The organism is Actinomadura chibensis NBRC 106107 (assembly GCF_001552135.1).
Lineage (GTDB): Bacteria > Actinomycetota > Actinomycetes > Streptosporangiales > Streptosporangiaceae > Spirillospora > Spirillospora chibensis.
The window spans coordinates 128,357-141,292 of the sequence record NZ_BCQP01000027.1; the positions used below are offsets into that span (position 1 = coordinate 128,357).

Below are 12,936 nucleotides of genomic sequence, written 5' to 3' on the forward strand. Positions count from 1 at the left end.
CAGGCTAACTCCGCCGTCCACGGAACGCGATCAAGAGCGGGCGGGTACCGAGACCCGCCCGCTCTAACCAGCGTGCTATTCGGCTTCGCCCCAGCCGCCGAAAGGAGAAAACCCGTCAGCGCGCGGCGGGCTCCACATAGTGGCGCTCGACCGGGCCCACGTAGACCTGACGCGGACGCCCGATTTTGGTGGACGAGTCGTTCATCATCTCCCGCCACTGCGCGATCCACCCCGGGAGCCGCCCCAGGGCGAACAGGACGGTGAACATGTTGGTGGGGAAGCCCATCGCCTTGTAGATGACGCCGGTGTAGAAGTCGACGTTCGGGTAGAGCTTGCGCTCGATGAAGTAGTCGTCGCTCAGGGCGACCTCTTCCAGGCGCATGGCCAGGTCCAGCAGCGGGTCCGACATGCCGAGCGCGTCCAGGACCTTGCCCGTCGCCTTTTTCACGACCGCCGCGCGCGGGTCGTAGTTGCGGTAGACGCGGTGCCCGAAGCCCATCAGCTTGACGCCGGGCTCCTTGTTCTTGACGCGTTCGACGAACGAGTCGATGTTGTCGCCGTTCTCGTGGATGCGCTCCAGCATCTCCAGCACGGCCTGGTTGGCGCCCCCGTGCAGAGGGCCGAACAGAGCGTCCACCCCTGCGGACACCGACGAGAACAGGTTCGCCTGGCTGGACCCCACCAGCCGGACGGTCGAGGTGGAACAGTTTTGCTCGTGGTCGGCATGCAGGACGAACAGCATGTCCAGGACGCGCACGATCTCCGGGTCGATCTCGTACGGCTGCGTCGGGAGACCGAACGTCATGCGCAGGAAGTTCTCCACGTACCCGAGAGAGTTGTCCGGGTAGAGCAGAGGCTGGCCGTTGGACGTCTTGTACGCGTACGCCGCGAGGGTCGGGAGCTTGGCGATGAGCCGGATGCTGGACTGGTCGACCTGTTCCGGATCGAATGGGTCGAGGCTGTCCTGGTAGAACGTCGACAGCGCACTGACCGCGGACGACAACACCGCCATGGGGTGCGCCCTACGCGGGAAGGCGGAGAAGAACGCGCGGAACTTCTCGTCCAGCAGAGTGTGGTTGCGGATGCTGCCCGTGAACTCGGAGAGCTGGTCGGACGACGGAAGCTCGCCGTATATCAGGAGGTAGGCGACTTCGAGGAAGGACGATTTCTCCGCCAGCTCCTCGATCGGATAACCCCGGTAGCGCAGGATGCCCGCCTCACCGTCGATGTAGGTGATGGCCGACGTGGTGGACGCGGTGTTGGTGAAACCGGGATCGAGCGTGACGTGACCTGTCTCTTTGAGGAGGCTGCCGACGACCAGACCCGAGGGACCCTCGGTCGACTCGGTCACTTCCAGGGGCATCCGGCCGCCCGCGTGGCCGAGCTCGAAATCCGACATACTCGCTCACTCCCAACTGGGTCCACACCTGCATAGACGTTCCGCTCATCATCGTATCCACGTGATCACAGACGCCGATCTGGGCCTGCCTCGTTGACGACGGGCGGCGCGGGTGCTCCGGTGGAGTCATGACCCATCCCTGCGCCGCGGAACTCGCCGCACGTGTCCGCGGGGAACTCGCCCTCTTGACGACCGCGAACCGCTTCGTCGACCTGCTCGAATCGGGCGAGATCCCGAGAGAACGCCTTGCCTGGCTGGCCTGCGAGGAGTACCGCATCGTCGGCAGCGACAGGCGGAGTTTCGCGCTCCTGGCCGCGCGCTTTCCCGAAGAGCCGGCGGGGGAGTTCTTCCTCGGGCTCGCCCAGGGCGAAGGGCAGGCGTCGAAGCTCCTCGATGACTTCGCGGCCGCACTCGGCGAGAGTGAGAAGAATCTCAGGGCATACGAGCCGAAACCGCTCGCCCAGGCATACCCGGCCTACCTCGCTCAGAGGGCTGTGTTCGGAACCAGCAGTGAAGTCGCCCTCGCCATGCTGGCCAACCTCGAAGAGTGGGGGTCGTACTGCTCCCGTACAGCACGGGCCCTCCGCGCCAACTACGGTCTCGATGAGAAGGCCGTGGGCTTCTTCACGTTCTTCTCGGAGTCGCCGCCAGGTTTCGAGGAACAGGCGCTGAGCGTCATCGAATCCGGTCTCGCGGCTGGCGACGACCCAGAGGAGGCCGCCCGCGCGGCCCGCCTGCTGCACGCATACGAGACCGCCTTCTGGGACGCCCTAGCCGAAGGACTCCCTTAGCCCATCACTGCGGAGGCTCGCGTAGCGTCGGCAACTCCGCGGTGACTTCGACCAGGGTCCTCTCCTGGACGCCGATCAATTGCTCCACATCGACGGGCGGCCACTCCTCGCCATAGTGGGCGTCCAACAGCGTGGAGAGCGCCACCAGCACCTGCTCAGGGGACGGACGTTCAGCGGGATCCTTCACTAGGCAGCGCGTCACCAGCCCGCGCATGGGATCCGGCAACCTGGTGAGGTCCGGTGCGCCGTGGACGATTCGTGCGCGCACCTTATGGTCCGTCCCGAAGGGCGCCGCGCCGGTCGTTGCGAAAACGAGGGTCGCGCCAAGGGAGAAGACGTCGCTTTCCGATCGGACGGGTTCACCTAGGGCCTGCTCCGGCGACATGTAGGCGGGAGTCCCGAGAATCTCCGTGCGTGACAGGGGCAGCGCGTTCAGCGGCCGCGCGATGCCGAAGTCGATGACCCGCGGCCCGTCGGAGGCCAGCAGGACGTTCGACGGCTTCAAATCCCTGTGCACGATCCCCGCGCGATGGATCGCCAGCAGGGCCTCCGCTAGTCCCGCGCCCAGTCGGCACGCGGTCTGTTCGCGCAGCGGCCCCTTTTCCCGGACCACCTTGGAGAGGCTCACACCACGGATGTACTGCGTGGCCAGCCAGGGCTGGTCCGCGTCCGGGTCGGCGTCGACCACGGGCGCCGTGTAGAAACCACTGACCGACTGGGCGGAGGTGACCTCGCGGCGGAATCTGGCACGCCACCTGGGGTCGTCCAGTAGTTCCGGACGAATGACCTTCACGGCCACAAGGCGTCTGCTGGGAGACGCTCCCAGGAAGACCTCGCCCATCCCTCCGGAACCGAGCCGTGCGACCACGCGGTACGGGCCGATCATCTGCGGAAGGTCTGACTGCATGGGCACGGGCGTCCGATCAAGGTGGGCTCGCGCCCAATCGTGCCATGCCCTCGGCTGGTCTCCTTACCGGGAAACCTTCACACCCAGGGGAGTTCGCTCCGCTCGGCCCAGTAGACGTCAGGCGGGACGCTCAAGTCGCCCATCAAAGCGAGGTCTTCCTCATCAAGAGTCACCTGCGCGGCTGCCAGGTTCGCTTGCAACTGCACGGGACTGACCGCACCGATGAGGACCGTCCCCGCCCATGGCCTGCTGAGTGCGGCGGCCAGCGCGACAGCGTCCGGTCCCACTCCCTTCCGGGACGCCACGGACCGCACAGCCTCGGGCGGTCGCGTTGCGAGCCGTCCGTTAGCCAGCACCTCCTTGAGCAGCACATGCAGGCCCGCGGCATGGGCTTCGCGCAGAGCACCCTCAGCGGACGTCTCGAGGACGTTCCACGTCGATTGAACGGTGCTGAAGAGCCGTTGCCCGGACACCTCCAGCGCCATCGCCCGCCGGATCGTGTCGGACTGCCCTGGGCCCGATGTAGAGAAGCCGACGCGGACATCCTCTGCGGCGGCTTCCGCTAGGGCTCCTTGTAGCCGCGTGTCCTCGAACAGCGGACTGTCCTCGGTGAGCGAATGCACTTGGTAGACGGAGAGGTGGCCGTTGAGAAGTGCCTGCGTCTCCTTGTACTGGGCCTGGTAGCGCTCAAGGCTGTGCTCTTTGACCTCGTGTACTGGAGCGTCCATCCTCCATTCGCCGACGTACGTGTATCCCCATTTGCTCGACACCGTCAGGCCGTCAGGAGCGCGTGCGTTCACCCAGCCGCCGAGGAACTCTTCGGCCCGGCCGTACGAACGGGCCGCGTCCACCCATCGGACGCCGGCGGCGTAGGCCGCGTCCAGGACGTTCCAGGTCGCGTCGCGCATCTGCGGCACGCTCCGGCTGGACGGTAGCTCGGCCGCACGGCCCACGTTGATGTACGCGGGCCGCCCCAGGGCCGCTAGGCCGATCCCCAGTCGCTGTATCGCGTTCATTCCCCCAGCCTGACATGGCCCCTTAGCAGACTCATACCGGACCGACTTGTCTGAATTGCCGGGTAATGCTTGGCGGGTTATCCACAGAATCGAATTCTAATGCCGTGGTCGGGTCCGGTCCGCGAGGCTGAATCGCGTCACCATCTCATCGCGGGAAGAAAGGCACGACAATGCCCGTACAGATCGTCCGTGACCAATACGGTGCGCACCAGTTCGCGGGACACCTGGGAATCACCCGATGGCAACTGCGCGTCGGCCTGGAGCACGGCATCCTTCCGCGTCCCGACCTCGACGGCGAGCGCTGGTCGGCGGCCCTCGCCGACGAGTGCCGAGGCCGCGGCCGCGGCGAGCAGGTCATCGCCGCCTTCGGCGAGATCCCGCCGATCGGATCGACCAAGGCGGCCATCTGGCTGGCAGAGCGTGTGGGGCTCGACGTCGAGCGGCGGGACGTCGAGGTGCTCGCCGCCCAAGGCGAGCTCAACGTCATCAGCACCTTCCGCGGGCACCCGGTCTACCTCCTGAAGGACCTGGACCGGCTCGACCCGGCCTCCGTCCGGTCGGTCGTCGCCGCCCGGAAGGGGCCGCTGATGGAGACCGTCGACGCCGGCGGGGCGGCGACGATCCTCGGCTGGCCGCGCAGGACGTTCGACCGCATCGCCGGGGAGCGCGACCTCCCGATCGACCGGCTCGGCCGGTACGCGCTCGCCGACGTCCAGGCCCTGGCGGCGGACGACGAGCTCATGCGCGGAGCCGACGAGGAAAAGCGCCGGCTGGCCCTCACCCGGACGCGCCGTTCCGAGATCAGGGTCGAGGACGTCGTGCGCGGCTGGATCCTGCGCTGCTCCGCCTACCTCGACGGCGACGCCGAGGAACCGCCGGACACGGGCTCCCTCAACCGGGCGCTCCGCAACCTGACGAACATCAGGACGGAACTCGCGAGGCATGACCGAAGGGCCCCGTAGGCAAGGCGATCCTCGCGCCCATCCCGCCTCCCGATTCCTGACCGACGCCCTACGCACGCCAGCCGACTGCCCCGTTCTCCGCCTCCACGAGCAGGTGCGGCATCCAACCGATGGGTACCCACGACAGCCATCCACGAAGAGCATGTCCGCCAAGCGACGAACCAAGCCGCCCGACGCCAACGGAGCAGGACGACCCCCACGACCGCCTTCAGAACCGACCCGAGTCCTGTCCGATCGCTCTCCTGGGGCCAACGCGGGCGCCCATTCGTCGGCCGACGCGACCACGGGCAGCGTGGGCCCGGCTGTCGTCCAGTCCAGGGCTCCGTGGGAAAGAGGTGACCAGACCGATCAGGAATCAAGAAGCACCGGCTGACGGGCCGTGGCTAGCGTGACCTCCATGGACGTCACCATTCACTCCACCTTCCTGCCGCACGACGACCCGGAGGCGGCCCTGGCCTTCTACCGCGACACGCTCGGGTTCGAGGTGCGCAACGACGTCGGATACGAAGGGATGCGCTGGATCACGGTCGGACCTCCCGACCAGCCCGAGACCTCCATCGTCCTGCACCCGCCGGCCGCCGATCCCGGCATCACCGAAGAGGAGCGCCGCACGATCACCGAGATGATGGCCAAGGGCACCTACGCCATCATCACCCTGGCCACGACCGACCTCGACGGCACCTTCGAGCGGCTGCAGGCCAGCGACGCGGCCGAAGTCGTCCAGGAGCCGACCGAGCAGCCCTACGGGATTCGCGACTGCGCCTTCCGCGACCCCGCGGGAAACATGATCCGCATCAACGAGCTGCGCTGAGAGCCAGCGGAGGACAGGAGGTAGGCGAATGGCGCGGAATCAGCGAACCGACCAGCGAGAAGCACGCAAGCCCGGCACGCCCGGGCCGGTGTCCCGGTGGATGCAGCGGACGATGAACGCCCGCATGAACCGAAAGATCCGACGCGGTCGCGGCACGTTCATGGGCATGGACGTCCTGATCCTGAACACGGTGGGCCGCCGAAGCGGAGAGCCCCGGCAGACGCCGGTGGCGTGGTTCCCCGACACCGACGACACGCGGTTGGTCGTCGCATCGGGCGGTGGGAGCCAGAACCCGGACTGGTACGCCAATCTGATGGCGCACCCCGATCAGGCATCGATCGAACTCCCCGGCCGCGACGCCGTCGGGGTGACGCCGCACCGGCTCGACGGTGCTGAGCGTGACGAGGCGTGGCAGCGCATCGCCGCCGCCCAGCCCCGCCTGGCGAAGTACCAGAGCAAGTCCGACCGCGAATACCCGATAGTCCGCCTCACTCCAAGGTGACTGTGCTCGCCCGACCCTGGAGCCCCGCGAACCCTTGAGTGTCCGAGGCGCGGCGTGTGGGCGGAGATAACCTTCCCCCTGCGGCGAGCCCGTTGCAGAGCTCGTCCGGTCAGTCGAGGCAGAACTCGTTGCCCTCGGGGTCGGTCATCACGATGTGACCGGCGCCCAGCGGGGGAGCGGGCTCATACCGCTGGACCCGGACGGCGCCACGCGAGACGAGCCGCTCGGCCTCCGCCTCCAGCGCAGCCATCCGAGCGTCGCCCGCCAGGCCGGGAGCGGCCCGTACGTCGAGGTGCACGCGGTTCTTCGCCTGTTTCCCCTCCGGCACACGCTGGAAGAACAGCCGCGGTCCGGAGCCCTCCGGATCGACCACCGCCGACGCGTCGTTGCGCCTCTCGGGCGGGACGCCCATGGCGTCCAGAGCCTGCTCCCATGACTCGAAGCCCTGGGGCGGGTCCTGCAAGCGGTAGCCGAGGGCGTCGGCCCAGAACGCGGCCAGGGCGGCGGGGTCGCCGCAGTCGAAGGTGATCTGGATCTCGCGGGTCATGTCAGGTCGTCTCCTGTCGGTACTGCCGGTGAGTGTGCAGGTAGAGGTCGCGGAGCAGGCACACCTCGGCCAGGTGGTGGATCAGCTCGCGGTTGATGTGGAGCACCAGCGCCGCCAATGGTCGATCGGCGTACGGTCCTTCCGCCTCCCCGCAGGGGCGTGCGAGGCCGCTCTCGCCGAGGGACTCGACGCCGGTCATCCACGTGGCGTACTCCGCGTCGAGCTGCGCCAGCGCCGCGGACGCGGTCGTCGCGTACTCGAACGAGGTGTAGTCGGTGGGCGCGCGACCGAAATGCGCGGCGTTGCGCATCGCGAGCACGCCCACGATCACGTGTCCGAGACGCCAGGCTATCGTCGTGAACGGCGGCGGATCCGGCTCCGGCACCGCGAAGTCGATGGTCATCGCGCCGGACCCGCCCTGGACCGGCGCGCCGCCGATCCCGCGCGGGTGCACGCTCCAGCAGCCGGGCACCGGCTCCCAGAAGTACTCCTCGTCGGTGAGTCCGTCGAGGCGGGGACGCAACTGCCGGGACCAGTGCCAGGTGATCTGATCTCGGATCTGGGTGTTCCAGGTCTGGTCGGCCATGGTCCGAGCCTCCCGCGAATAGCGGACAGGTTCGTTCCGCGTTCTGTGGAACGATGGTCGCGTGACCGTCGAGGCGACCACCGAGCGAGTGCTGCGGCTGCTGGCTCTGCTCCAGCGCCGACCGTCCTGGACGGCTGCCGAACTCGCCACCGAGCTGGGCGTGACGGATCGCTCGGTCCGGCGCGACGTGGAGCGGCTACGCGCGCTCGGGTACCCCGTCCACGCGACGGCGGGCGTCGGCGGCGGCTACCAGCTCGGCGCGGGCACGCGGCTGCCGCCGCTGCTCCTCGACGACGAGGAGGCGATCGCGACGGCGGTGTCCCTGCGGCTCGCGTCGGGCGGCACGGTCGCGGGGTCGGGCGAGGCGGCGCTACGGGCGCTCGCGAAGCTCGACCAGGTGATGCCGCCGCGGCTGCGCGCCGAGGTCAGAGCGGTGCACGGCGCCACCGCGACCATGGCCGATCCCGGCGTCGAGATCGACGCGGAGTTGCTGGTGACCCTCGCGCGGGCCTGCCGCGACGCGGTACGGGTCCGGTTCCGGTACGCGGCCCGCGACGGCGGGGAGCGCGAGCGCACGGTCGAACCGGTGCGGATGGTCGCCACCGGCCGACGCTGGTACCTCATGGCCTGGGACGTCGACCGCGATGACTGGCGCACCTTCCGGCTGGACCGGATGCGCGAGGCGGTGGCGACGACCTGGCGCTTCCGGACGCGGGAGCATCCGGACCCCGTCGCCTACGTCCAGCGGTCCGTGACCGAGGCGCCATACCGGTACCTCGGCCGCGTACGGCTGCACGCCCCGCCCGACCGGGTGCGAGAACTGATCCCACCCCAGGTGGGACGCGTCGAGGACGATCGCGACGGGTGGAGCGTACTCGTAGTCGGCGGAGAGAACCTCGATTGGCTCGCCGTCCACGTGGCCCGTCTGGGCTTCGAGGCGGAAGTCCTGGAACCCCCGGAACTACGCAAAGCGGCCGCCGCACTCGCGGCGCGCCTCGCCGCGATGGCCGGAACCGAATGACACAACGACCGCCCAGCGGCGAGTTGGGAACAGGACCAGCAGGGCGGCAGCGACGAGCGACATGCCGCAGGTGATCGTCCAGGCGCCGCCGCGGAGCCGCTCGGTGACACGTCCAGGCGCGGCAATCGATGAATCCGACCGCCGCCCGCCCCGGGGGCTTGCAGGTATGGCAGAACTCGCTGCGGTGGCGGTCGGACCATGGTGAATCGGGGTCGCGATGGCACGGTCAAACGCGCCACCTACCCGATGCGGCTTTCGCGCAGACGGGTGCCTGGCACTAATGGCTGGGACTGCCTGCTGTAGCGGCCGGTTTGTAGAGGTCGAGCTTTGGGCTGCAGGCAGAGGCGGTCGCTCAGGGCGGTCGGGCAGAGGCGGTCGGGCAGAGGCGGTCGGGCAGAGGCGGTCGGGCAGGGCGGCCGGTTTGTGGCAGCCGGTTTGTGGCGGCCGGGTTGTGGTGATCGGGCTGTGGTGGTCGGGCAGAGGCGGCCGGTTTATGGCGGTCGGGCTGTGGGGGCGAGTTCTGGGAGGGCGGGCAGAGGCGATCGGGCTGAGGGCGGGTCGGGGCGTGGTCTAGCAGGTGGGGCAACTGGCGTCCGGACCTTGCCTGGCCGCAGCGCCGGCTGAGGGTGTTGTGTCGTATCTGATGAGGTCATGCGCGCGCGGCTTTCGCATCGCCGGGCGCTTGCGAATGTTGGGCCGAACTGACTGCGGTGGTGGGCTATCGCGAGTCGTGGCGTGAGGTCGTGTGGTGAGGTGCGGCAAGTGCTCGATGCGGCCGTCGCGTGGCCGGGCCCTTGGCAGTTCTTGGTGGAACTGCCTGCAGTAGCGGTGCTGTGGCGGGTCGGGGATGTGATGGCTTAGTCGGAACGGTAGCTACGCGATGCGGTGGCCGGATGGCGCGGCGCCTTCGCGGCTAGAGCGGAATCGGCGGACGCCTTGGGGTCAATGGGTGGCTGTGGCGAGTCGCTGGTGAGTGGTGTGCTCAGGAGCGGCGAGGGTTGGAGCGGCGTTTGGGGGGCGGCTTCTGCTCCTGTTGCTGGCGGGCCAGCGCGGACAGCAACCGGTCCCGGGCTTCGGTGCGGGACATCGCGGGCAGGCGTTTGGGGAGTGCGGAGGCCAGCGCTTTGGGCGCGTCGACCAGGCCGTCGTCGTCGACCGTTGCTTGCTCGCCCGTCCAGTCGCCGAGGATGATCGCGGACACGGCACCGGGGTGGCGGACGAGGAGTGCCTTGATCCTTTCGGCCTCGGTGCCGCAGTCGGCCACGAGGAGGAGGCGGCGTCCGTTGGTGCCGGTGTTCTCGCGGATGGCGAGTTCGGTTTCGAGGTAGGCGAGCGCGGCGTCGAGGTTGCCGGGGATGAAGAGCCCGGCGGTGTCGTCGTCGAGGAGTTCGTCCTCGCCGAGGCCGAAGAGGACGGTGGCGTCGGGACGGGGGATTACGACGAGCGAGCTGTCGCCCTGCTCGTCCAATGCCGTCAGCGCGAGGACGCGTGCGCTGGCGACGGCGCCCGGGCCGGTCAGGCCCGCGGCCGGGACCGTGAACGGATCGAGCACGGGCCGGTAGACGAGTGGCGGCGGTGCCGCCGAGGGAGTCTCGGCAGGCGCGGGCCAGCCCGCGGCGGCGTACAGACGGTGCCGGAACGGGTAGCAGATCGCCGCGGCGGCGGGCAGGAGCAGACCGAGGAGAAGGACGGGCTGGAGCGAGGACGGACGCGAGTCCATCTCGTCCGCCCGCTTGCTCGTGCGCGTCGGTGTCGGAGACGGATCGCGCGGCGGCGTGATCTCAGTGTTCGGCGGTGACGACCGCACGGTCCTGCGGGGAGTCTGCGTCGTGGGTTTGGCGGCGGGGCCTTCAGAGCCCCCAGAGGCAGGGGGACGGTCTCTTACCGTGGGTTTCCTGTCGAATCTCTCCATCCAGCGGGGGAAGTCCCGGCCGCGGGCCGACCTTTTGCGGGACCGCTCGTACATCATCGCCAGCCATGCCTCCTTGCACTTGTGCACGGTGTATCGGTCGCCGTCGCTCAACGCGTAACGGCAGATCGGAGGGAGGGACCTGCGCGCCTCGGGATCGCCGGCGACCGCCGCGTCGGCGGGTGCGACCGCGCCGAGGGAGATGGCGCCGACCACGGCGGTACACCCCAACAGCCCGCATGTACAGCGGATGAGGTCGCCGATCAGGACGGCGGGTGTGGGGTGTGCCAAGAAACGGATCATCTTCGCCCCGGGGGATCGCGTCGGTCACCGTGCGAATGCCGATCGTAGTCAATCTGGCTACTCAGCGTTGAACATTGCTCACAGTTGTGCAGATGAACGTTCGCGGCCGGGCCATGGCCGGTGGGAGCGATGTGCCCGCTGGATGCGGGTGAGCCGCCCAATGGCGGGATATTTCGGGCTTTTGTGGCGGAGGGAAGCGCGCCGGCTGTCTTCTTGCTGGTCGCGGCGAATTCACGGTACAAATCTCGGGCGCTCGCGTGGGACGATTTATCGGTAAAGCAAATGCATTCGGGCTATTTTCGGCGGATCGTGGGTGGGCGCGCTCGCCCTGGCGAGACGGTGTTACAAGTATCACCCTGATACCGGAGCCCGGTGAGCGAGCCGACGCGGTGCTCCATGATGTCGCCGCACCTCAGTTCATGGGCGGTGGGCTTGGGTCGATTACGCGTGGCCGATTCTCAACCAAGCGGCTGTGGACGATCAGCACACGGAACAGCGGCGCGCGTTACTCGTGCGGGTGTAACGCCCGCGGTCCGAGCCGCGCTCGCCGGTGCCCGGTGCCCGGTGCCCGGTGCCCGGTGCCCGGTGCCCGGTGCCCGGTGCCCGGTGCCCGGTGCCCGGTGCCCGGTGCCGGGTGGGGTGGTGCCGGGTGGGGTGGTGCGGGGTGGGGTGGTGCGGGGTGGGGTGGTGCCGGGTGGGGTGGTGCCGGGTGGGGTGGTGCCGGGTGGGGTGGTGCCGGGTGGGGTGGTGCCGGGTGGGGCGGTGCCGGGTGGGGCGGGGGCATTGGGGATTGGTTCGAATTCGGGGGGTGTTGTGCGGTCGAATTGGGTTCGACGTGGGGGAGTTGGTCTGTTGATGGGTGTTTGTCGGTGGCTTAAGTGGTAGGAGGGGCGTGGCAGTTAGCGGGTGGCGTCACTTGTGTTGGGGTTTGTGTGGAGGTGCCGTCCGGTGCTTTGGAAATTGGGATATGGCGGGTGGTTGTCTCTGCGGCAGAGGGGTGCTGTGGGGGCTTTTGTAGTTAGGCGGCTGGTGGGTCTGCGGGGGCCTGGATCAGGTCGTACATGCCCAGGGGGAGGGTGTCGCCCCATAGCCAGTCGTTGATGGTGCCGTCGAAGTCGGTCGGTGGGGTGATGGCTAGCAGGTGCGGGGTCAGCGGAGATAGCTGCAGCCTGAACGGGGGCGACGGTGTCAGGTGGACGCGGCGGGTGGTCCCCCAGAAGTCGTTGAAGTCGCCTTGGGTGATGTTGAGGACAGTGGAGATCGTCCGAGTCTGGTCGGTGGGGCCGGTGGCCAGCCAGGACCAGTGGTCGGTCAGGAGACGGCGGGCCGTGGCGCGGAGGACGTTGAGGGCGGCCAGGTCGTGCGGGCAGGCCACGTCGCCGATCTGGAGTTCGGGGACGCCGAAGCGGCGGAGGCCGCGGGTTCGGAGGTGGACGCAGGAGCAGCCGTTCACGCCCTCGGGGTCCAGCTCGGGCTCTGCGGCTGTGCAGCGGCCGTTGGCGCGGAACGGTGGCGGGACGTCGTCTATCCAGTCGTCGGCCAGGACGAAGCGTGTCCGTTCGGGGGCGTGCGTTCGGAGGACGCGGCCCGTGACGAGATCCGCGGCGATGCCGTTGGTGGCGCGGGCGATGGCGTTCGCCGCCGCGCGGGCCACCTGGACGGCGCGGGGCTGGTCGGTGATCGGGGCGAACGTGGTGACGACGGCGAACTCCGTGGCCTTGCCGAACGCGTATGCCTCCTGCCTGTGCTGAGGGTGCGCTGCCTTGATGCGCGTTGGGTCCCAGCGGAGGGTGGGGAGTTCTTCGTGGGTGAGTTGAAGCTGGGGCGAGCCGAGGCGTCCGGCGACATGGGCTTGGTAGGGACTGGCCGGTATTCGGTGGAGTGCGGCGGCGAGATCGTCCGGGATGTGCTCGGCGGCGACGGCGAACCGGGAGGTCGTGGTGGACGGAACCGGGAACGTGATCGTGGTCATGAGAACCGCTCCTTCCCTGCCTGTAGGGACAGGGCCAGCTTGTTCCGTCGCGACCGGGCGAGGCATTAGAACTCAGTTCTGTGGATAAGTCCGCTGGCTGTCGGAGGCTACCCGGGCCTGCCGCCTTGATCGACGAGCTGGGTCCAGCGCGCCTCTCGTAGGGCGTTCCTGGGCCCGGGGCTGACCCTTGGGTTGCCTGGCGCGGATATT

At 68.7% G+C, this 12,936-nt stretch carries 12 protein-coding genes; 5 read left to right on the forward strand and 7 right to left on the reverse strand.

Annotated features, from left to right (window positions below; genetic code table 11):
* Positions 1-115: 115 nt before the first annotated feature.
* Complete coding sequence (locus tag ACH01S_RS16085; protein ID WP_067891822.1) at positions 116-1,399, reverse strand: citrate synthase; 1,284 nt, start codon at positions 1,397-1,399, stop codon at positions 116-118.
* Positions 1,400-1,527: 128 nt separating this feature from the next.
* Here ACH01S_RS16085 and ACH01S_RS16090 point away from each other — a divergent pair, with 128 nt between their 5' ends.
* Complete coding sequence (locus ACH01S_RS16090) at positions 1,528-2,190, forward strand: thiaminase II/PqqC family protein (RefSeq protein ID WP_067891824.1); 663 nt, start codon at positions 1,528-1,530, stop codon at positions 2,188-2,190.
* Positions 2,191-2,194: 4 nt separating this feature from the next.
* On the opposite strand, the gene ACH01S_RS16095 is transcribed toward ACH01S_RS16090, so the two are convergent.
* A complete protein-coding gene (locus tag ACH01S_RS16095) occupies positions 2,195-3,076 on the reverse strand; it encodes a serine/threonine-protein kinase (protein WP_169809278.1) in 882 nt (293 codons plus the stop codon).
* Between the two features lie 98 nt (positions 3,077-3,174).
* Complete coding sequence (locus tag ACH01S_RS16100; protein ID WP_067891826.1) at positions 3,175-4,113, reverse strand: aldo/keto reductase; 939 nt, start codon at positions 4,111-4,113, stop codon at positions 3,175-3,177.
* Between the two features lie 170 nt (positions 4,114-4,283).
* Here ACH01S_RS16100 and ACH01S_RS16105 point away from each other — a divergent pair, with 170 nt between their 5' ends.
* The 3 genes from ACH01S_RS16105 (at position 4,284) to ACH01S_RS16115 (ending at position 6,388) form a co-directional block, all read left to right on the forward strand.
* Positions 4,284-5,075, forward strand: a complete 792-nt coding sequence (locus tag ACH01S_RS16105) for a hypothetical protein (RefSeq protein ID WP_067891832.1) — start codon at positions 4,284-4,286, stop codon at positions 5,073-5,075.
* Between the two features lie 397 nt (positions 5,076-5,472).
* A complete protein-coding gene (locus ACH01S_RS16110; protein ID WP_067891997.1) occupies positions 5,473-5,886 on the forward strand; it encodes a VOC family protein in 414 nt (137 codons plus the stop codon).
* Positions 5,887-5,998: 112 nt separating this feature from the next.
* Positions 5,999-6,388 carry a nitroreductase family deazaflavin-dependent oxidoreductase gene (locus tag ACH01S_RS16115; protein ID WP_246237215.1) on the forward strand — a complete coding sequence of 130 codons (390 nt, stop codon included), beginning with the start codon at positions 5,999-6,001 and terminating at the stop codon, positions 6,386-6,388.
* Positions 6,389-6,497: 109 nt separating this feature from the next.
* Here the strand turns inward: ACH01S_RS16115 and ACH01S_RS16120 are convergent, their stop codons facing one another.
* The gene (locus tag ACH01S_RS16120) at positions 6,498-6,935 is read right to left on the reverse strand and encodes a VOC family protein (protein WP_067891834.1); all 438 of its coding nucleotides are present in this window, start codon (positions 6,933-6,935) and stop codon (positions 6,498-6,500) included.
* A 1-nt stretch (position 6,936) separates the two neighbouring features.
* Positions 6,937-7,521 (reverse strand): DinB family protein, encoded by a 585-nt coding sequence (locus ACH01S_RS16125; RefSeq protein ID WP_067891836.1) that lies wholly within the window; start codon positions 7,519-7,521, stop codon positions 6,937-6,939.
* A 61-nt stretch (positions 7,522-7,582) separates the two neighbouring features.
* Here ACH01S_RS16125 and ACH01S_RS16130 point away from each other — a divergent pair, with 61 nt between their 5' ends.
* Entirely contained in the window at positions 7,583-8,542 is a 960-nt protein-coding gene (locus tag ACH01S_RS16130; protein ID WP_067891839.1) for a helix-turn-helix transcriptional regulator, read from the forward strand.
* A 982-nt stretch (positions 8,543-9,524) separates the two neighbouring features.
* Here ACH01S_RS16130 and ACH01S_RS16135 read toward each other — a convergent pair.
* Both ACH01S_RS16135 and ACH01S_RS16140 read right to left on the reverse strand, forming a co-directional pair.
* Positions 9,525-10,262: a hypothetical protein gene (locus ACH01S_RS16135; protein ID WP_067891842.1), complete on the reverse strand. Its 738-nt coding sequence runs from the start codon at positions 10,260-10,262 to the stop codon at positions 9,525-9,527.
* Between the two features lie 1,510 nt (positions 10,263-11,772).
* Complete coding sequence (locus tag ACH01S_RS16140) at positions 11,773-12,726, reverse strand: hypothetical protein (RefSeq protein WP_067891848.1); 954 nt, start codon at positions 12,724-12,726, stop codon at positions 11,773-11,775.
* Between the last annotated feature and the right edge of the window lie 210 nt (positions 12,727-12,936).

Bases quoted from the DNA above. Each gene is read 5' to 3' on its own strand.
- ACH01S_RS16085 (WP_067891822.1), bottom strand. From the start codon at position 1,399: ATGTCGGATTTCGAGCTCGGCCACGCGGGCGGCCGGATGCCCCTGGAA.
- ACH01S_RS16090 (WP_067891824.1), top strand. From the start codon at position 1,528: ATGACCCATCCCTGCGCCGCGGAACTCGCCGCACGTGTCCGCGGGGAA.
- ACH01S_RS16095 (WP_169809278.1), bottom strand. From the start codon at position 3,076: ATGATCGGCCCGTACCGCGTGGTCGCACGGCTCGGTTCCGGAGGGATG.
- ACH01S_RS16100 (WP_067891826.1), bottom strand. From the start codon at position 4,113: ATGAACGCGATACAGCGACTGGGGATCGGCCTAGCGGCCCTGGGGCGG.
- ACH01S_RS16105 (WP_067891832.1), top strand. From the start codon at position 4,284: ATGCCCGTACAGATCGTCCGTGACCAATACGGTGCGCACCAGTTCGCG.
- ACH01S_RS16110 (WP_067891997.1), top strand. From the start codon at position 5,473: ATGGACGTCACCATTCACTCCACCTTCCTGCCGCACGACGACCCGGAG.
- ACH01S_RS16115 (WP_246237215.1), top strand. From the start codon at position 5,999: ATGAACGCCCGCATGAACCGAAAGATCCGACGCGGTCGCGGCACGTTC.
- ACH01S_RS16120 (WP_067891834.1), bottom strand. From the start codon at position 6,935: ATGACCCGCGAGATCCAGATCACCTTCGACTGCGGCGACCCCGCCGCC.
- ACH01S_RS16125 (WP_067891836.1), bottom strand. From the start codon at position 7,521: ATGGCCGACCAGACCTGGAACACCCAGATCCGAGATCAGATCACCTGG.
- ACH01S_RS16135 (WP_067891842.1), bottom strand. From the start codon at position 10,262: ATGGACTCGCGTCCGTCCTCGCTCCAGCCCGTCCTTCTCCTCGGTCTG.
- ACH01S_RS16140 (WP_067891848.1), bottom strand. From the start codon at position 12,726: ATGACCACGATCACGTTCCCGGTTCCGTCCACCACGACCTCCCGGTTC.